Consider the following 19,876-nt stretch of genomic DNA (forward strand, 5'->3'; position numbering starts at 1 on the left):
TGGTATGTTAGTCATCAAGTGCTTTTTATAAAGCATGTTGTTTAAACCGACTGGGTGTAACTCCCTCAAGCTTCTTGAATACTCTGGTAAAGTAGCCGGGATCTTCGAACCCGCTTTCTTCAGCAACTTGCATCACGTTATATTTCGGGTTCTTTAGCATAGTTTTTGCTTCCTCCACCCGCACCTGGGTTAGATATTCCATTAACGTACAACCTAAACCTTGTTTAAAGATTCTACTTACATAGCAGGGGCTTAAATAAACAGCCTGGGCAATATCATCGATTGTCAGTTTATTGCGATAATTATTCCGAATATACTCTGCCGCCTTCTGGATTGCTTGCAAGTTCTTTTGATTTTTATTACTCTCTAAGTAGCTCATGTAAGACTCTAACATTTTTTTGGTCCACAGGCACAGTTCATCTGATGAAGGTATATCATGTAATTCTTGATAGAATATTGCGTTTAGCTGCAGCACCTCACTTAGTTCAGCTCCCCCATCCACTGCTGCCCTCGATATTATAACGACGAGTTCCATAACTCTTGTCTTAAGTGTATCAAGATGATCGGAGCTTTTGGCGAATATATCTACCAATATTTTCTCTAGAAGTTTTTCAGCAGCTCGTTTTTCTCCGTTTCGCACCATGGTTCTAAGTTCTTGCTCTTTCTCTAAGGAATTTATCCTGTTAGATCTAGATTCAATCGTACTCATAGCAACTTCTGCCCGTTTGCGAGCTTGGATTTCTTCAGCTAGTCTGGCTTGCTGAGCAGCAATTTCCCTTCGTTGCTCTAAGACAGTCATTCCGCTTTGCATGACTTGGTTGGCTACAACGAACAACAAGTCTGCCGCCGCTTGCACCTTGTCACTAGACATAATCTCCAGTTGAGAGGCTGACCATTTGACAGCTGCAATATCTATATGAAGCCCCTTTACCATTTCCTCTATCTCTTCCAGAAAATAGTCCTCTGGTTCCCACATAAGAACCTGTCCGCAAATGATTGATCCTACGTATCCATCTAACAAAATAGGTGCTGCCCACATGATCAGACCTGCGTGACACCGAAAAATATAGGGTTCTCCATATTTCGAGGCCTCAATACAAGCTCGGGCATAAGAGCGCTGGCACTTTTTAGCACCATTGCTATCCGATTTTATCATTTGGCAAAAATCGCAGTCCTTAATAGCATGGTCAGTGGAGATAAGCGTATTTCCTTTGTTGTCTACAAGAATTGCTTTTAATCCCGTTGACTTGGAAAATGAACACAGCATTTTGTCTAAAAGATCTCGTCCAACTAATTGTTCAAGCCATTGTACCTTTTTGTCTTGATTAACATCACTATGATTCACATTACCACCTCCAAATCCAGTTTACACGTATCTGAGCAAATACTTATTCATTCAACTCTTGAATACAAGTTTTTGGGAAGATAATGCGGATTAAGCTAAATATTCTATTAATATTATAACACAAGTAAAGATTTCCTTTTACCTTTAATTTAAAATAAACTCAAAGGGGCACTCTTATCTTCGGTACTAAAGGTAAATAACCAAAGATAAGGGCGCCATTAACTATTTAAGCTCTTAGCGATTCATATTTAGAAAAATAATTTGTAACGACCGCCTTGCCAGCAAGTTATTTTGCTGCAGAGTCGATGTTAAAATCGTACTTTGCTGGATCGAATTTATCAATAGTACTATTTTTTAGCATCATTTTTGTAAATTCAGCTTCATCATCAGGAATAGATTTTAATTGTTTTTCCAATATATCTAAGTATTTTAATTCTTTAGCATCTAATTGCAGTAAACCCTCTTGGAAAGCAGAGCGCAATTCTTTAATAGTAGCAGTAGCAGCAATTTTTGTCCGTTCAAAGTGAGTTTTTCCTTTGATAATCTCTTGGCTGATCCTTAGAACCACACTTGGATCCAGGATGTAAGCTTGGGGATCAAACATTCTATCCGATTCCGCTAAAATATCTCGCATTTCCAGAGCTGACCCGCGGGAAGCTGCCACGTTCATGATTCGGCAGTCGTAGATAAGCTGCTCAATGTAGACAGTAGGAGCCATTCCGCCCAACAATCTTACATTTTCTACAGACTCATTACTCCAGCAGTCTGCTAAGCAAGCTGCAATATTTCCAACTGAACTTGAGTGCGCACAAGCAGCAGTTCTTCCTTCCATAGAAATGGGTGTTCCTGTGATTGCCTTGAGGTATACACCTTCATAGCCACAATCCTTATCAGGTCCAATAGCACCACGCTCTACGGCAACTAAAGTTCTGACAGCACACATAACTCTGTCAATGGCTGCAAAGACCTTCGGGATGAAATTCTTGTGCGCCATGACCATAGAAGTATTAGCAAAGCCGCAAGCAGTATCACCGGAGGGAATGCAATTTGTTTCTGCAGCAATCTTGACAATTTCATCCCATAAAGTGATCATATCTCGGCATCCTACTACCCCTAAAGAAAATAAAGCTTTTGGCAGGTCACAGTTCATAACCGCTTCATCGTGGAGGTGCTTTCCACCAATGGATTCAATGGCCAAGAAGTCAGCCCCGGCTTCAGCACACCCTCTGAAGGTATTAACAACATTATCCCAGTGTTCTCCCTTGTACATATGAGTAAGGGTCTTTCCTTCACGAACATCAACAACAGTCATCCTCAGAAGACTTTTCAGGCCGAACTTTGTATAATACTCGTTCATGACACCTTTAACAACCTTCGTGACATCAATCCCCCATTGTGGATTAAAGGTACACGGAGGAAGCAGTTCTATCTCAATGATAATCCCTGGCGAAAGAAGCTCATGGGCTTTTGAACAAATCCCGTGAATCATCTCCTCGTACTGGGATAATACTTTAGGCATAGTTTCTTCATCAATTAACATGGTCGGCAAGGTAAGATTTACCTCCGGATAGACAGTACCCCCGCCTATGACCATACCATTACTGCAAACGACAGGCTTTTTAGCCTGACCATATATAAACTCATTTAAGTCATTATAAGCAAGTTCAGTAAATTGAAGATTAGCCACAATATTCCCTCCCCTTGATAATATTAAGACGCTAATAATTTAGCAACTAGTTCAACTGCAGCTGCAGCATCCCCGGCATATCCATCTGCACCAATTTGATCGGAAAACTCTTGAGAAATAGGTGCACCACCAATAATTACTTTAATGTCATTGCGCATACCTTGAGCAACACATTCTTCAATGGTTGATTTCATGGACAACATTGTGGTTGTTAACAAGGCGGAAAGCGCTAATACCTTGCCGTCATTTTCTTTAATAGCCTTAATAAACTCTTCAGGAGAAATATCAACGCCTAAATCAACCACTTTGAATCCTGAGCATTCAAGCATCATACCGACTAAGCTCTTGCCTATATCATGCAGATCTCCTTTTACGGTTCCAATAATCACTGTACCTCTATTGGTCATTTCACCACCGGCCAGTAATGGCTTAACTAATTCGATACCATCATTCATGGCGCGAGCCGACATCAGGACTTCTGGTACAAACATATCATTAACCTTGAAGCGTTGTCCAACGACATTCATACCACCGATAAGTCCTTGATTAATGATGACTAAGGGGTCAACCTTTGCATTAATGGCTTCATTGACTTTTGCCTGTACTTGGTCACTGTCACCTTCAATGACAGCATTGCTTAATCCTGAAAAATCAAACATTATATATCCTCCTCTGTAAACGTTTCTTCACTATTGGTTTAGACTCATGGTTCAGTCAGTTAAGCTTTCATATAGGAGATTACCAAGTCACTAATTAAATGGTTGATTCTTTTTCACCTCGCTCTTATTCTCACTCCAGAATCATTTTAGATGTTTGAATGTTCTAAATGTTTTGACTGTTGTTATATTAATATTGTAGTCTTTTCAGGACTTCCTTTACCATGGACGATTTTGTTTTATCTTGATAAATCTTTCCCTGTTCCCTGGTGATTGTTTTAAGGAAAACTATGAAAATGGGACTATCTAGCCCTCTAAATCTAATCGAAAAGTCCCCAATAATACAGAATAATCCATGGTATAGTTGTGGAATTATCATTACGCTTACATCAATGATACTAAGTGATATTTTTGGATTATAGGGGGATAGAATAAATGGTTAAATTTGATATTGTTTCTGGATTTTTAGGAGCCGGTAAAACAACTTTAGTAAAACGGATCCTACATTCACTGGATACTTGTGAAAAAATCGTCCTTATAGAAAACGATTTTGGTGAAATCAACGTAGATCGAGAGCTGCTGGAAATCGAAGGATTCGAGGTTTACGAATTATCCAATGGCTGTGTCTGCTGTAAGCTTAAGGGAGATTTTCTGCTTACTCTTAAAAATTTATTGAGTCAAAAGATCGATCGGATTATTTTCGAACCCTCCGGGATCTTTATTTTGGATGAAATCTTTGATGTGTTTAAGGACTTTGAAATCTCCGGCAAATGTTTTATTAACTCAGTCACTACTGTGGTTGACGTCCAAAACTTTTCAAAGAATATTCAGGGCTATTCAGAATTCTTTAAGAATCAAATCCGTCATGCTTCATCCATAGTCCTAAGCAAAGTACAATTTGTTAATGACTATGATCTTGTTCACGTTGAGAACTCATTAAAATCACTCAACGAGACTGCCCACCTTGTCACTAAAGATTGGGCACAATTATCGACAACAGATATAAAAGAATTAATCAATGGTAGTTATAATTGTGTATCAAACCGTCCTAAACAATATTTAAGCCATAACTTTGATTCCTTAGGACTTAAAACTTCGAAAAACCTAAGCCTTGACCAATTGAAAAACATCTTAGAGAAGTGTAAAAAGGGCCATTTTGGAGCTCTTATACGAGGAAAAGGTATTATAAATACGGGGAGTCAGTACCTCGAGTTTAATTATGTTGCCGGTGAATATTCAATCATGGAAGGGAGTGAAGTTGCAGAGGGAATTGTAAGTTTTATTGGTAAGGGTATAGCAAAAGAAGCTTTGGCTTCAGCTTTTGTTTAATTTGATTAGCTGAAAGAGTTCGCTCTCGCCAACAAGACTGAAAGAAATGGGCCGTCAACAAATTCAATTTTGTTACAGCCCATTAAATCTTTCTAAATTAACACGCAAAACTAACCTAAGAAATCGAATTTCTTATTGCGATAGGCCTTGAGATAATTAACACTGTAGTTATCTCTGCCTGCCAGGGCCTCTGCTGTAACCAAACTGGCCATCATCATCTTATCCAAGGGGTTGATTATTAAACCATCTAAGCCTTTACCAATGGCCATAATGGCAAAGGCTTGGTTCATGAATTTCCGAACCGGCAGCCCATAGGATACATTGGATAATCCACACATGGTATGTACCCCTTTAAAGCGTGTCATAATTGCTTCAACTGAATTAATAAATTCTACAGCAAAGGTATTGTTCACCGAGATTGGCTGCACTAGTGGATCAACATAAATATTGTTTAAGGGAACATTGTTTTTAACGAGTCCTTCAATTAATTTCTCTGCTATTTTTAACCGAGCATCCATTGTTTCAGGCATTCCTTCATCGCTCATACATAGTGCCACAACCTTTAAGTCTGTTCCGGCAACTACCGGGATTAAAGCATCATATCGTTCCTTCTCCAGGGAGATTGAATTAATCATAGCCACTCCTTTGTGCACAGACAAGGCAGCATCAATGGCTTTGGGATCAGGACTGTCGATACAGCAAGGTGCATTAACAACCTCCTGTACTGTTTTAACCAACCACTGCAGGTATTCAGGCTCTTTGCCGACAAAAATCCCCGCATTCACATCAATATAATCTGCTCCTGCTTCAAACTCGTCTATTGCTATCTTCTGGATATACGCAGCATCTTGGGCTCTGATCGCCTCCCCTATGGCCTTGCGACTAGCATTAATTAACTCGCCAACAACTAGCATTTTAGTTCCTCCTCGTCTTTGTTTAGCATCCCGTTGACCGGTACATGCTGAGAATTACTTTTTCACACCCAAAACTCAAAGTAGTATAGTTCACACTCTTTTGAATTTTGTTGGTTTTTTTAATTTTAGTCATTAATTGTGCATTATGACAGGGATTTTTTTGCTTATTATTGAGCTATTCTAACTAATATGTCTAAATCCATATACATCTTTATAACGATTTCTTCATTTGCTATGATTTTTTCCACTGTCATACACCGGGTTTGGTTGCGGAAGGTCTTCCTTTGGGTTTCACATCCTCTTATTTCCTTCAATAACTTCAAAAGCAAAAGCGGCCCTTTTCACTGTCGACAGTAAAAAAGACCGCATTTTAAAAGAAATAGTCTCATTAATTATTGGAGCCAAGTTTTCATTTTTCATAGGGCCCTTTAAGAAAATTATTGTATATTAACGATGTTTTTCAATTACTTTTCACTAGCTTTTTAACATTAAACATTATTCGACGACAATCCCGTCCAACTTTTCAATCCCTCAATTAGGCGCTGCATAACTGGGATATCCTTGATCGCTGCTCGAATAAAATTGCCCGGCAGGCCGGTAAAACTAGCACAGTTGCGCACTAGAATCCCTGAACGACCTAGATGTTCGATTAATCTATCAGGGGTCTGGTCTAAAACTTCAATCATGGCAAAATTAACCACAGTTGGCCAAAGCTTTAGATTTGAAAACCCTGCTGACTGGAACTCTCTATAAAAATACTCTCTGCTCTCCTGCAATTTGCCCCTTACTTCATCAGGATACTGTAAATCTTCTAAGGATGAGATTCCGGCATGCTGAGCAAGAACATTAACTGACCAGGGATCACGATATTTTTCGAAGTCAACAATTAGAGTTGGCTGGGCAAAAACACTACCCAAACGTAGTCCCGGTATACTATAGAACTTGGTTAGAGAATAGAGAACCATAAGATGCTCGTTGGCAGTTAAATAATCGCGAGCAGACCAGCGCTCTGCATCCGGAAGAAAATCCAGGAAGGATTCATCAAAAAGGATTCGACAGCCAATTTCTTGGCAGAATTCTAGGATTTCCTCAAAAGTTTCTTTCTCCAGGACAGTCCCGGTTGGATTATGGGGGGAACATAGAAAAAGTAAATCACATTCCTTAAGAACTTCCTTCCAGATCGGTTGCTTACAATTAGCTTCAGAGGAATGTCCCTTCTTACCCGTTTGGTACTTTGCCCAGCCCTCCGGGCCCAGAGGAATGTATTGAACTTCAGACCCGACTGCCCGTGCAGCGCGTTCGTATTCACTGAAAGTCGGAATAGGAATCGCCACTCTCCGGGGCTTTAAGGCCTGGACAATGGTGAATATTAGTTCGCCGGCTCCGTTGCCTACCATAATTGTTTCCAAAGGTTGATCCAAGTGCCTGGCAAGAGTTTTCCGCAACCCAATACTCTCCGGATCCGGATAATTTACAATATCCTTCATACCCTTTTCTATAGAAGCCCATACCCCAGGTGGAGGTCCAAAAGGGTTAATATTAGCGGAAAGATCAACAAATGACTCCAAGCCATAGATTTCCTTGGCTCTGCGGAGATTGCCACCGTGCATAGTATCACCCCGTATTTTCAGTAATTTCGATTTTATTGGCGACAATTCCGCCGGAATGACTATGGAAGAAGTCCAGATAGGCAGGAGTAAATCGTTGTTGAGCTTCACTTAATAAGCTCCGACAGACATCCTGATTTACAGATCCACTTTGGGGAAAAACTCCTGCTAACAATGTACCACTATGGGCAGTGACTACGCCAAGCCCGCCCTTTTGCAGAACCCAGGCTAAAAAAGGCTGGAACAATGATTTATAATTAATTTCTAAATTACACTGGGCACTGATCGTTCCTGCTCTTGCTAATTTCTCTAAATCACCCTGCTCGATTCCTTCACAGGCTAATTGATACGCTCTCTTAATTGCACTTTCCTGACGCCGATAGTGTTCCGAGAGCTCCGGACGAGCGTTAAAGACTTTCGTGTCAATGGCCCCGCCCCAATCTAATGCTAAGAATAAAGCAGGTACAGTGGATCCCAGAAACCGATGGTTATGCCCTTGAACATGTTCTATTTCCGTAATACCCGGAAACATTACACTGTCGCTGGGTTCAATCTGCAGTGCCAAATGTGCCAAACGCTCCGGTACAGGATCTTCTCCCAGGGCAACTAAAGCTGCTGCAGCTACAGCAGTTATATCTGCCGTTGAACTGGCCATCCCTTTTCCTTCCGGAAGCTGAAGAGTGAACTCAACCTGGCCCCCTAGCCTAGGCAGGCCCAAATTTTTTTTGAGCAATTCCAAGACTTGGAGTGCCTTTACTTTATTAAGGGGCAGATCCCAGCCAGTAGTATTTAAGTTTAATGTCACTCTGGCTTCCGAAAATCGATCAATGGGACAATCAATAAGAAATGGAACTCCATCCCTAGCCCCTTGTACCCATTCTCCACATGTTCCCGGACACCGAGCTAACCCCACTGCGAAATCCATTAATGTTCAATCCCCCTACGACTTTAACCCCTTTAGAGAAAGGATGTTTAAGCATGTTTAGCTCAACTGTTATCATACCTCTGTTCTCCCGGGACGGGAAGAAAACCAATGCTCCAGTAATTCTGGATGTCCCGAAAAATGAAGGTGCAAATAAGAAGCGACTATATTATCTCTAGCATATCCTTCCAGTCGATCCGCCTTGTCTCCTCTGAATAGTTCATAAGCAGGAGGATACTCCTTTTCATAGATGACTCGAGAATAGTGAAATTCATGCCCTTGAACAGTGGTTCCACTTGGGCCGAAAAAATTGCCCTCACGAAAGATTCCTTTTCGATAGCCAATCCCTTGTAAACGCTTGGTCATCTCAGCCTTCATGGGAATGATACCCGCCATTGGCAGCTCATTGCCTTCAAAATCTGTAATCGACTGTCCGAGATACATGTACCCTCCGCATTCAGCATAGATTGGTTTACCACTGGCGACAAAATCCTGTAAGGATTTGATAAACGGTTTGTTTTGACTTAACTCCTTAAGATGCAGCTCAGGAAAACCACCGCCTAAGAAAATCCCATCCAGGTCTTGAGGGATAGATTGATCGTGTAGGGGGCTAAAGGGTATTATGCTGGCATTCAAACCTTCAGCAAGATCTAAGGCGTCTTGGTAGTAAAAGAGAAACGCCTCATCCCAGGCCAAGCCTAACCGAAATTTATCGCTAGTGTTTTGTTTTAAGATATTTGAATAGATGATTTCTCTATTTGTCGTAGAAACAGAAACTTTTTCTGAGTCAATAATAATCGGCTTATCGGAAGGACAAATAATATGATCCTTTGCTATTTCGGGTAAAGATGGTTGGTTGAATTCGGGAGCACCCAGCATGATACTTTCTACCAGATCCAGGTCAACATGTTTCGTTATCAGCTCAGAAAGTGTATCGATAAATCCTTCTAAGAGTCCACCTTCTCCTACGGGAACAAGCCCTAAATGCCGTTCAGGCAGCTTAAGCGATAATTCTTTGGGTAAAACTCCAAGGACAGGTATTCCAATTTCACTAAGGGCTTCTCTAAGAATTGCTTCTTGGGCAGTGGACTTAACCCGATTAAGGATTACTCCCCGAAGCTTAACTTGAGGGTCGTAAGTACTAAATCCATGAACTAACGCTGCAACACTGCGAGACATTGAGGAAGCATCAACTATAAGAACGATGGGAGCGTCAAGGAGTTTTGCCACATCAGCAGTGCTCCCAAAACCCGCGGTTCCACTCATTCCATCATACATCCCCATGACTCCCTCAATCACCGCCCAACGTTCCTTGGCAGTCTGAGCAAAAACGGAAGGCAGGCTCTCCCCCAACAACCAACGGTCAAGATTGCGGGAAGCCCTTCCCGTAGCCGCCGCGTGATAACTGGGGTCTATATAATCCGGTCCAACCTTATACCCTTGGATTGGGCGTTCCCGCTTTTTTAAGGCTGCCATTAAACCCGTTGCAAGGGTTGTTTTCCCCACTCCACTATGCGTTCCTGCCAGGACAATCCGTGGAATCTTCATGCTTAATCCCCCCCAACTTGATGTTCGTGGTTCGATATTCGTGCCGTTAAACTGCTTTAAAAGAAATAAGCTAAAACAAGCGCAGGTATCAGAGACAGCCAGGTGGCTGTTTCTACCAGCTGACGGCAGCGAACAATATCATTGGCACTGACGGGATGGAGTGCATCCCCCATCTCAGCTCGATGATGCGTCTTCCCGTGATAAATATTAATTCCACCTAATTGAATTCCCAGTAAACCGGCAACCACACTTTCTGGATTGCCACCATTGGGGCTGGGGTGTCCTGAGGCGTCCCGCTTCCACATCCGGTAAGCATGAGCAACAGACATTCTTCTCAGTTTTCCTGCCAGGAGCAAGATGGGCACGGATAAGCGGGCAGGCAGGTAGTTTGCCCAATCATCCGTGCGAGCTGAAAACCAACCAAAGTCTAAATAGCGTTCATTTTTATAACCGACCATAGAATCTAAGGTACTCACCGCTTTGAAGGCCATGGCTAAGGGGGCACCTCCCAGAGCCGCGTAAAAGAGAGGAGATAGTATTCCATCGACAAAGTTTTCCGCTAAAGTTTCGACGGTTCCTCGGGCAATTTCCCCTTCGGAAAGATTTGTTGTATCACGGCTGACCAACCAAGAAAGTTGAATCCGAGCCTCACTTAGATCCCCTTTAGTCAGGGGGACTAGAACATTTTGCCCAGCATCTAAAAGAGATTTAGCGGCCAGGGTGGTAAACACTATATAAATGCTTAAGGCCAAACCCAGGATAGGGTGGAAAAAGTTAGCGAGAGAGACAGCCCCCCAAGTAAGCAGATAGCTTCCACCCACGACAACTAAGGTTAACAAGACCCCATTTTGCCGTCGTGCCTTCGGTGATCCCTGATTGAGCTTCTCCTCTAAAAAACTAATCCCCTTGCCAATCCCTATAACCGGGTGAGGCCAGCTGTGTGGATCACCAATAACTTGATCGAGAATAAACCCACAGAGAACAACCATTGGAAGGACTGCCCCAAACCAACTAAGGGTTTCTATCATAATAAACTTCACATCCTAGACTCCTACTTTATTGCAAGAGTTCTCTGCTATAGGTCTTTTCTAGTTCTGCAGACGTCCCTAAAACCGTTTCTAAGAATCTGCCTTTAAGCCCATAATATCACGTATCCGTTCCAGATCCACATTCTGTCGCACTAAATCCGCTAACTCATTAAACGCCGATTCACGCAGAGCAGCCTGGGAAAGTGAAGCTTCGACGGGTCTCCGGGTTCCTCTGCGCTCCCACAACCAGTTTAACAAGGAGGCCCTCAGACTATCATTATCAAAAATCCCGTGCAAATAAGTTCCATAGGAATTTCCGGACTGCAAACCATCGAGATTGGATTCTCCATTGGAAGTTAAATTGAATAAAGGCAAATGGCCTTCATCCAACATGGATCGCCCCATATGGATTTCATAACCTTCCACAGTTTCTCCAGTGCAGGCTTTAAAAAAGCCTTGATCCGTCAAGATGGTCCCCTTGCTTTGAACAGTATGTTTTTGAGGATAGAATTCTGTAACCATGGGCAGAATCCCCAGTCCTGCTACCTCTTCCAGCTCAGATTCCGTATGCAGAGGATCCTTAACTAATCGTCCCATCATTTGATACCCGCCGCAAATTCCTATCACAGGAACCTCTTCCCCGCAAAGGGCCAGAATTTGCTCCCCTATTCCACTATCATGAAGAAAGCGCAAATCAACAAGGGTATTCTTGCTCCCCGGAATAATCAAAAGGTCGGGTTTTCCCAGATTACTGCGCTCTGTTACATAACGGACGGAAACATCCGGCTCATCCTGCAAGGCATCAAAATCCGTAAAGTTAGAAATATAGGGCAAGCGAATCACTGCCACATCCAATTGCTGCTCTAGGGAAACCGAAGGCTTTTCTACCGCTTCACTCAGAGCAACGGAGTCTTCATCGGGAATACGGATTTTAAAGTAGGGAACAACCCCCACCACCGGAATTCCTGTCTTTTCCTCAATGAAATCCAGGGCCGGCTGAAGCAGCTTGATTTCTCCGCGAAACTTGTTAAAAATAATACCCTTGATCATCGCTCTCTCTTCAGGCTCTACCAATTCTAAGGTTCCTACAACAGAGGCTAAAGCTCCGCCGCGATCAATGTCTGCCACAAGCAAAACCGGTGATTTGGCCTCCATTGCCACTCTCATATTCACAATATCATTGGATTTAAGATTCACTTCAGCCGGACTTCCTGCTCCCTCGATAACCAATATTTCATACTCATCCAGCAGGGAGTGAAGAGCCTCAGTAACATACGGCCAAGTCATACGCTGATACTCCCCATGATAGCGCAGGGCTGTTACATTCCCCTGAGACTTGCCCATAATAATAACTTGAGATCCGGCAGGTCCACTTGGTTTAAGCAAAATTGGGTTCATTCGAACATCAGGATCCACTCCGGCAGCTTGAGCCTGAACGACCTGGGCCCTCCCCATCTCACCTCCTGCAATGGTCACAAAGGAATTGAGGGCCATATTTTGAGCTTTAAAGGGAGCAACCTTATATCCTTCTTGATAAAAAATTCGGCAGAACGCAGCAGCCAATACACTCTTTCCTACACTGGAAGACGTTCCCTGAATCATAAGTTTGGCCGTTGCTTGAGTATCTGAAGACATCTTTTCACCCTCTTTTCTACTTCCTGCTTTCCAAACTAATGATGAAATTTACTTTTGCTTCAAAACCGTATAAATCAAAGCATTTACCACTGTTGCCGCAATTGGACTCCCGCCCCGGGTTCCTAGTACGGTAATCGACGGGAACTCTTGGTGCTCCCAAAGGAGATCCTTTGACTCTTTGGCCCCAATAAAGCCAACGGGAATTCCGACAATCAAGGCCGGACGAGTCTCGGAATTTTCTGCGAGACGCAAAACTTCAAGCAAAGCCGTTGGGGCATTTCCAATGGCTACAATAGAGCCTTTCAACCGATCCGCATTCATGCGAAAAGCGGTCATGGAACGAGTAATTCCCCAGGCTTTTGCCTGTTCGGGAACTCCGGGAGTGTTTAGAAAACATTCTACCGTCCCGCCTAATGATTTAAGCTTTTCCTTGGAAATTCCTGCTCTAACCATCTCTACATCCGTAATGACAGTAGCACCCTGTTTCAATGCTTGAAGACCACAAGCAATTGCTTCCTGGTGAATGGCAATTGCAGACTCTAAAGAAGGATCCCCCGTAGTATGAATGATGCGTTCAACAACCGGGAGGTCCGTGTCTAACCAAGGACGGGTAAGTCCTGCCCGAATAATCTTCATGCTTTCAGATTCAATTTGACCGGGGTCTAAAATAAAATCTGCTGTCATTCGCCGAGAGCCTCCTTAATGCGAAGACTGGCCAAACTTGCAATTCCGTCGTCAGCTCCCAGCTCTCTGGTAAAGACGATTTCAACCTCCGGATGCTGTTCCCGAATCTCACGCAGTTCTTCATGAATATCAACAGTCACATGCATCCCACGGAAAAGAAAGAGGGGCATTATAACAATGTGCTTTGCTCCACTTTCAATTTTAGCCTTTACGGCTTCCGGCAAGCTCGGGTGGTCATGAGCCATATAAGCGGGGGTTACAGGTTGCCCAATAATGCTGCTTACTTTTTCAGCAACGACTAAAAGTCCTTCGTTTGCTTCTGCTCGACGGCTGCCGTGCCCTAAAATGATGATTTCCGATTTCATATTATTACCTCCAAATTATTAATAAATTCTGTAATGGTTTGTTGATTTGAAGCTATCTCTGCCACTGGTCGTTTCAAAAGAACTAAAGGAAGATTCAAATTGAGACAGGCTTCTACCTTTTCGATGGTTCCGCCTACTTTTCCACTTTCTTTGGCTACCACGACTTCGATCTTTAGCTGCTTGAACATCGCCTCATCCCATTCTTGGGAGAAGGGGCCTTGAGCAGCTATGATTTGGCTCGGTTTTAAACCTAATTTTTCACAGCGCATTAACACCTCAGACGTAGGAAGAACACGAACATAAAGAGATTTATCCTGCATTAACGGATGAGAAACCCATTCCGGCAACCCATTGCTGCCCGTGGTCAGCATAATTCGTTGTCCTAAGTTGGCGGAAAGTTGAGCCGCGCCGGATATGTCCTCCGCCCAATGAATAAGAGGATGATCTGGCAACTTCAGTTCTGAACGCTCCCAGCGTCGGTAAGGAACCTTTAAATCTAAGCAAACCTTTTTAGCCATTTCTTTAACCCTTAAAGCGTAGGGATGAGTGGCATCTACTAAGGCGGCAAAATCCTGTGATTTTAAAAGGTTGATTAACTCCTCTTCATCCATAGCACCCCAGCGAGTCTGCAATCCTTGCCCTTGGGCTAATTCAGCACCATAAGGAGTCAGTGTAGAAACTAACACCTCATGGCCCCGATGCTTGAGGGCATTGGCCAGTTCACGTCCATCCTCAGTTCCTGCTAAAACTAAAAGCCTCACAGCTTATAGCCTCGAGGAGTTACCATATAAGGTCCTACAATCCGAGTTTGCGAGTTTCCAATAATTACGGTGGTCAGCATGTCGATTTTGTGCTTTGTGAAATCTTCCAGGGTGGTAATCTCAACACTAGATTCCTCCCCGCGCAAGGCTTCTCGAACCAGACCCACCGGAGTATCCGGACGACGGTAGCGTAAAATGATCTCTCGTACTGTCTCAATATGTTGAGGGCGACCGTTGCTCTTAGGGTTATAGAGGGCGAAGATAAAATCGCCTTCAGCTGCTAAACGAACTCGTTTCTCAATAACTTCCCAAGGAGTTAACAGGTCACTTAAGCTGACTACAGCAAAATCATGCATTAAAGGAGCACCTAACATAGAAGCTGCGGCAGAGGCTGCAGTCACTCCGGGAATGATTTCTAAGGGCATATCCAGGAGGTTCTCTTGTTCCAGACATTCAAGGATAATCCCGGCCATACCGTAAACTCCTGCATCTCCACTACTGATAACAGCTACTCGGTGTCCTTCGGCAGCCAAGCGAATGGCTTCACGGCAGCGATCTATTTCTTGACGCATGCCGGTGGCGACAATTTGTTGATGGGTTAAAAAGGGTTTGATAAGGTCTACATAGGTTTTATACCCTACTATGTATTCAACTTCATTTAAGACCGATTGAACCCTTGCTGTCATATGTTCTTGATCCCCAGGCCCCAGACCTACGACATATAGTTTTCTATGCTGATGGCTACTGTTACCCCCTGCCCCTTGGTCTTGGGCAGAATTAATCTCCCCATTTGGGCTCCCAGTAAACTCGCTGCTTCGCATACACCGTCCACTCCTATCTTTTCGCTTACAAAATTTGATCGGCTTAATTGTTCTTGAAGATTAACTCTTTGCAGTTCATCGGCACGAAAGGTTTTAAAGGGAACCTTCAAGCTTTTAGCTGCTTCAATCAGTCCCACTTCATCAGATTTAAGGTCAATACTATAAATACCCGCGATGGCTTTAAGAGAAGCTCCGAGTTCCTCGACAGCCATTTTTATACGTTCCAAAATGACCTCCTGGGCAACTCCTCGTCTGCATCCCACCCCAACACTTAAAACCGGGGGGACTAAATATAGACAATCTCTTTGAAGCGGCAAATTCGGAAAAGCATCAATAATAACATTGGCTTGATCTTTTTCATTTTCTGTTAAAAAACAATAATGAGTATCCTTTGTGAAGGCCTGGTGCTCCGGCTTTAATGGATACTTGGCCCAGACTTTAAGATATTCCCGGTTTAATAATAAGCTGTTGACCTCCTGCAAATGGTAAACCGGTTCTACCTTCCAACCAAATCTACGGGCATATTCGTCCGGAGCCACCATTCCTCTTACATCCGTAGCGGTGGTAATAACGGGCACTGCTCCAATCTGTGCGGAAATTTGCTTAGCCCAAGTATTGGCGCCCCCTAAATGCCCGGACAGCAAAGGAATTACGAATTTCCCTTCCTCATCTAAAACCAAAACAGCTGGGTCTCGATCTTTTCCTTCTATTAAAGAGGCTATCTGACGCACCACAATTCCTGTTGCCATGACAAAGATCAGCACCGCTGATTCTTGCCACAGGCGGGGAACAACATCCCTTAGGTGGCTGAAGGTTTGCAATTGGATCTGAGGTTGGACTTGAGGTCGGGCTTGTCGATTATGGTTATCTCCCGGACGGAGTACCTTTTCATGCAGATAAACCTTAAATCCAATATTCTCCGGTAAAGTCTCTCCAATACGCAGGATCGTCTCCAAGCCTGGGGCAGTCAAGGACAAAAGCGTAACTGTCCTGCTTAGAGAATTATCCATGTCATCAAAGTCTTGGTAGTGGTTTTTCGTCGTGACCCTGTTGGCTTCAATGTTCACCTTACTTATCTGTCCCTTGCCGGTATTCATGGGTAAAGGTCGGATCGTATAGTTTTGACCGTGCATAACCCTTGGCCGGATCTAAGAAATCTCCTACCAGAATTTGCGCCTGTTTACGGATTCCTGCCGCTTTAACCTTTTCCACGATGGTTTCTAGGGTTCCCAAGAGAATCTCTTCATCCGGCCAGCTTGCTTTAGCGATAACGGCAATTGGAGTGGAGGCAGCATACCCACCATCCAGCAACTCCTTGACCACAGTTCCCATGTCTTGAACACTTAGGAAAATTGCCATACTGGCTTGGTGCTGGGCTAATTTAGAGAGTGCCTCACGCTCCGGTACGGGAGTTCGCCCGGCTAAACGAGTTAGAATCAAGGTTTGACTGATATCCGGCAGAGTAAATTCTCTCTTTACGGCTGCAGCAGCTGCAAACACTGAACTGACCCCAGGTATGACAGAATAGGGAATTTCTTGTTTATCTAAGTATTCGAATTGCTCCTTAATAGCACCGTACATACTGGGATCTCCTGTATGCAGCCGAACAACAGTCTCTCCGTTATTCGTTCCTTCAAGCATGAGAGCCACCACTTCTTCGAGAGTGAGATGAGCACTGTCATGACAAGGAACACCCGGACGACACATCCCCAGCAATTCCGGATTAACTAACGATCCGGCATAAATCACCCGGTCTGCACCTTCTATAGCCCGGGCTCCTTTGAGAGTGATAAGCTCAGGATCCCCCGGACCGGCTCCGACAAAAATCACTTGGCCTTGGCCGCTAGTTTTCTTCTGGCTCACTATTTTCCCTCCCCAGTAAATCTTTTTTAACAAGCAACAAACTGAGATAGTCGACTTTTTCTGCTTTAAAATCATCGGGCTTAGGTTCCCAACGTATTTTCTCTTCCGCTTGTCCGAGACGAGTCAGCAAAACTGCCTTTCTCTCGCGTTTTTCCAACAGCGTCAAAATGTCAGGAAGCCTGCGGGAGACTTTCATCAGGACTAGATTAGGGAAGTTCAGGTAGTCTCCCACATCTTCCGTACTTGGTAAGATAAGGAGAGGTTCATCCCCTGTGGCCAGGGGCAGGTTAATCTTTGCTGCAGCGGCAGCCATGGCCGTTATTCCAGGAATGGTTTTAATGCATTCCTGGGGTAATTGTTTCTGAAGAATATTAAGCAGATAACTGTAAGTACTATACAGGGATGGGTCGCCTAAGGTAATGAAGGCTACTGATTTGCCCTGTTTTAATTCTTCCAGGAGGGTTTGAGCTCCATCTTGCCATGCTTTTTCTAAAACCTGCTGATCAGAAGTCATGGGCATTTCTAGCTCTACTAAACGAGCCTTCGCGGGGCAATGAACTTTAGCAATATCCCAAGCCACACTTTCTCGATCCATCTTGGATTTTGGAATAGCTACTAAATCCACGGATTGCAGTACATTAACAGCTTGCAAAGTCAAGAGCTGAGGGTCACCGGGACCGACTCCGACTCCATAGAATTTTCCCCATGTTGTATTCATCACTTTTCCCCTTTTCTTGCTGAGATAATAAAGATTGGATTCAAAGCTTGAGCCATATGCAGGGTTTGTACTGCTTTCCAGCGGACAGCTTGAATAGAAACCGTGTCAATATCCTGATAGTTGTAATCCGAGAGCAATTTTAATCCTTGTGCTACGGTTTCAATGGTTACTGCCGTAATCACAATCCTTCCCCCTGTAATTAAGGGAACTGTTTGTAGTATTTCCGGCAGTCTGCCGCTGCTGCCGCCAATGATACAGACATCCACCGGAGGCAGTTCTCCGAAGACATCGGGAGCGGCTCCTGGAATTAGCCGAAGATTTGGAACTCCAAACTTTTCTTGATTGGCAAGAATAAGTTTTTGAGCTTCCGAATTATGTTCGATAGCATAAACCACACCTTCGGAAGCTAAACCAGCAGCTTCAATGCTTATACTCCCCGTGCCCGCGCCAATGTCCACAACGCGATCCTTTGCAGAAATTTGGGCTTTGGCCAGGACTTGTACGCGAATTTCCGCTTTGGTCATGGGAACCTTACCCCTTAAGAATTCCTCATCTGGAATCCCCAGCCTTAACTTTGTACCTCTCTCAGGGGGATAGGAATCAGATGGTTGGTTATTAGAGATACTCGTTTGGTTAGAATCCGGATGAAGAATGACAATGGCATTCTTTAGCAAGGTCTCATCCTGAGCCAACTTCTCTGCATCCATTGTTGCCCAAAATTCTTCGGGATAAGCCAGGGCATTTCCTATGGATATCTGCGGATTATTTCCCTGCTCCAGATAAAATTGAGCAATTGCCTGGGGAGTGTTTTCCCCACCGGTTAGAACCGCTGTAGGGCGAGTTATCACTTGAGGTAATACTGACAGCTCGCGGCCATGAACACTGGCAAAGTCTGCCTCCTGCCAAGCAAGCTCCGCTCTGGCAAAGGCAAACTGCAGAGAACTAATCCCCGGATGTACATCGATCCTCTCCTCGGGAAACTCTTTCTTGAGTCTAGGTAAAAAACTAAAAAACCCTGGATCGCCGGAGACGAGAACTCCGATAAGGTTCTTTTCTATTAAAGCGCTTCTGATCACTTCTATACTACTGGCCAGATTACCGGATAGGACATAGGTTTGTCCTGTGAAATCTGGAAAGAGTTCCAGAGCCCTAGATCCTCCGATCAAGATTTCGCAGTTCTTCACAAGTTCATTAATCGCGGGGGGCAACCATTCCGGCCTCCCAGGGCCAATGCCGATCACCTGTAACATTCATTACCCTTCTTCCCTAATGTTGATGTGTTAGTACTTGTTAGCCTTCTGTCAGGCGGCTTCGGTCTATTTTCGCTTTTTTCAGTATAGTATAAAAAAACGAGCCTGAGCGGCTCGTATGGTTTACCAAATAAACACACACATCTCCTATCGCTCGTAGGTTGGTGATGCTACTTAAGGCAGGTTTCCTGGCTTCAGATCATCATTCTCCCCATTAATCATGTCTAATAACACAACTAGACGAAGAGAACTCCTTGTTTACAGTGGCGGGACCGCGCCGGATTTTCACCGACTTCCCCTCTTAGATCCTTTAAATTCAAAGGAACCTTAAGCATAACAATATTAATTTAACAAATTGTGTCTTAACAATAATGAGTTATTCTATAAGTATATACTAAATTCCTCTATTTCAAAATAATTTGTTAAAAACATTATAATATTCACAAAGTTTATTCAAATGCATGTCATTCTAGTATTCTTATTATGTTCTTGTTCTACGTAAACGGATATGTTAGATTATTGATAGGGAATCAAGTGATTCTTAGCTTCAGATGGAGTTTGTCTAAGAGGAAATACTTACTCCATCTGAAGCTTAGAAGAACTTATCCAGGGACGTAGCAGCCGTTATCTCCCACTTATAGAAGATGGGAATCTTACGGCTGGTAGTCATCGGATAAATTGAAGGTTGTTTGGTTACCTCATTCTAAAAGGGGTAACCAAACAATTTCTTGAAAAGTTATTGC

General features: G+C 43.6%; 18 protein-coding genes and 1 riboswitch. Of the genes, 1 reads left to right on the forward strand and 17 read right to left on the reverse strand.

Annotated elements, in window-relative coordinates; translation table 11 throughout:
• Positions 1 to 25: 25 nt before the first annotated feature.
• The 3 genes from DP73_RS21310 to DP73_RS21320 all read right to left on the reverse strand — a co-directional run bounded on the left by DP73_RS21310 (position 26) and on the right by DP73_RS21320 (position 3,691).
• Complete coding sequence (locus DP73_RS21310) at positions 26 to 1,345, reverse strand: PocR ligand-binding domain-containing protein (RefSeq protein ID WP_034602395.1); 1,320 nt, start codon at positions 1,343 to 1,345, stop codon at positions 26 to 28.
• 286 nt (positions 1,346 to 1,631) lie between these two features.
• Complete coding sequence (locus DP73_RS21315) at positions 1,632 to 3,032, reverse strand: methanol--corrinoid methyltransferase (RefSeq protein ID WP_034602396.1); 1,401 nt, start codon at positions 3,030 to 3,032, stop codon at positions 1,632 to 1,634.
• 23 nt (positions 3,033 to 3,055) lie between these two features.
• Positions 3,056 to 3,691, reverse strand: coding sequence for a corrinoid protein (locus DP73_RS21320; RefSeq protein ID WP_034602397.1), 636 nt, complete (start codon positions 3,689 to 3,691; stop codon positions 3,056 to 3,058).
• Between the two features lie 432 nt (positions 3,692 to 4,123).
• On the opposite strand from DP73_RS21320, the gene DP73_RS21325 reads away from it, so the two are divergent.
• The gene (locus tag DP73_RS21325) at positions 4,124 to 5,017 is read left to right on the forward strand and encodes a CobW family GTP-binding protein (RefSeq protein WP_034602398.1); all 894 of its coding nucleotides are present in this window, start codon (positions 4,124 to 4,126) and stop codon (positions 5,015 to 5,017) included.
• Between the two features lie 110 nt (positions 5,018 to 5,127).
• Here the strand turns inward: DP73_RS21325 and DP73_RS21330 are convergent, their stop codons facing one another.
• The 14 genes from DP73_RS21330 to DP73_RS21395 form a co-directional block, all read right to left on the reverse strand.
• Positions 5,128 to 5,931 carry a methyltetrahydrofolate cobalamin methyltransferase gene (locus DP73_RS21330; protein ID WP_034602399.1) on the reverse strand — a complete coding sequence of 268 codons (804 nt, stop codon included), beginning with the start codon at positions 5,929 to 5,931 and terminating at the stop codon, positions 5,128 to 5,130.
• 488 nt (positions 5,932 to 6,419) lie between these two features.
• Entirely contained in the window at positions 6,420 to 7,541 is a 1,122-nt protein-coding gene (locus DP73_RS21335) for a threonine-phosphate decarboxylase (RefSeq protein ID WP_034602401.1), read from the reverse strand.
• Between the two features lie 4 nt (positions 7,542 to 7,545).
• On the reverse strand, positions 7,546 to 8,463 hold the full coding sequence (locus tag DP73_RS21340) for a GHMP kinase (protein WP_034602402.1): 918 nt from the start codon (positions 8,461 to 8,463) through the stop codon (positions 7,546 to 7,548).
• Between the two features lie 72 nt (positions 8,464 to 8,535).
• Positions 8,536 to 10,008, reverse strand: coding sequence for a cobyrinate a,c-diamide synthase (locus DP73_RS21345; protein ID WP_034602404.1), 1,473 nt, complete (start codon positions 10,006 to 10,008; stop codon positions 8,536 to 8,538).
• A gap of 56 nt (positions 10,009 to 10,064) precedes the next feature.
• Positions 10,065 to 11,036, reverse strand: a complete 972-nt coding sequence (gene cbiB / locus DP73_RS21350) for an adenosylcobinamide-phosphate synthase CbiB (RefSeq protein ID WP_034602419.1) — start codon at positions 11,034 to 11,036, stop codon at positions 10,065 to 10,067.
• Between the two features lie 90 nt (positions 11,037 to 11,126).
• On the reverse strand, positions 11,127 to 12,671 hold the full coding sequence (locus tag DP73_RS21355; RefSeq protein ID WP_034602405.1) for a cobyric acid synthase: 1,545 nt from the start codon (positions 12,669 to 12,671) through the stop codon (positions 11,127 to 11,129).
• A gap of 48 nt (positions 12,672 to 12,719) precedes the next feature.
• Entirely contained in the window at positions 12,720 to 13,355 is a 636-nt protein-coding gene (locus DP73_RS21360) for a precorrin-8X methylmutase (RefSeq protein WP_034602406.1), read from the reverse strand.
• Complete coding sequence (locus tag DP73_RS21365; protein WP_034602407.1) at positions 13,352 to 13,720, reverse strand: CbiX/SirB N-terminal domain-containing protein; 369 nt, start codon at positions 13,718 to 13,720, stop codon at positions 13,352 to 13,354. The genes DP73_RS21360 and DP73_RS21365 overlap by 4 nt, the downstream gene beginning before the upstream one ends.
• Positions 13,717 to 14,481, reverse strand: a complete 765-nt coding sequence (gene cobK, locus DP73_RS21370) for a precorrin-6A reductase (RefSeq protein WP_034602408.1) — start codon at positions 14,479 to 14,481, stop codon at positions 13,717 to 13,719. Before cobK ends, DP73_RS21365 begins: the two co-directional genes overlap by 4 nt.
• On the reverse strand, positions 14,478 to 15,167 hold the full coding sequence (gene cobJ / locus DP73_RS21375; RefSeq protein WP_034602409.1) for a precorrin-3B C(17)-methyltransferase: 690 nt from the start codon (positions 15,165 to 15,167) through the stop codon (positions 14,478 to 14,480). Before cobJ ends, cobK begins: the two co-directional genes overlap by 4 nt.
• A 26-nt stretch (positions 15,168 to 15,193) precedes the next feature.
• Positions 15,194 to 16,435 carry a cobalt-precorrin 5A hydrolase gene (locus DP73_RS21380; RefSeq protein WP_348982482.1) on the reverse strand — a complete coding sequence of 414 codons (1,242 nt, stop codon included), beginning with the start codon at positions 16,433 to 16,435 and terminating at the stop codon, positions 15,194 to 15,196.
• Positions 16,371 to 17,165 carry a precorrin-4 C(11)-methyltransferase gene (gene cobM / locus DP73_RS21385; protein ID WP_034602410.1) on the reverse strand — a complete coding sequence of 265 codons (795 nt, stop codon included), beginning with the start codon at positions 17,163 to 17,165 and terminating at the stop codon, positions 16,371 to 16,373. Before cobM ends, DP73_RS21380 begins: the two co-directional genes overlap by 65 nt.
• Positions 17,146 to 17,883 (reverse strand): precorrin-2 C(20)-methyltransferase, encoded by a 738-nt coding sequence (cobI, locus tag DP73_RS21390; protein ID WP_034602411.1) that lies wholly within the window; start codon positions 17,881 to 17,883, stop codon positions 17,146 to 17,148. The genes cobM and cobI overlap by 20 nt, the downstream gene beginning before the upstream one ends.
• Positions 17,883 to 19,133, reverse strand: a complete 1,251-nt coding sequence (locus DP73_RS21395; protein ID WP_034602412.1) for a bifunctional cobalt-precorrin-7 (C(5))-methyltransferase/cobalt-precorrin-6B (C(15))-methyltransferase — start codon at positions 19,131 to 19,133, stop codon at positions 17,883 to 17,885. Before DP73_RS21395 ends, cobI begins: the two co-directional genes overlap by 1 nt.
• A 160-nt stretch (positions 19,134 to 19,293) precedes the next feature.
• Positions 19,294 to 19,478, reverse strand: a riboswitch (cobalamin riboswitch).
• Positions 19,479 to 19,876: the final 398 nt, after the last annotated feature.

The organism is Desulfosporosinus sp. HMP52, assembly GCF_000765145.1.
Lineage (GTDB): Bacteria > Bacillota > Desulfitobacteriia > Desulfitobacteriales > Desulfitobacteriaceae > Desulfosporosinus.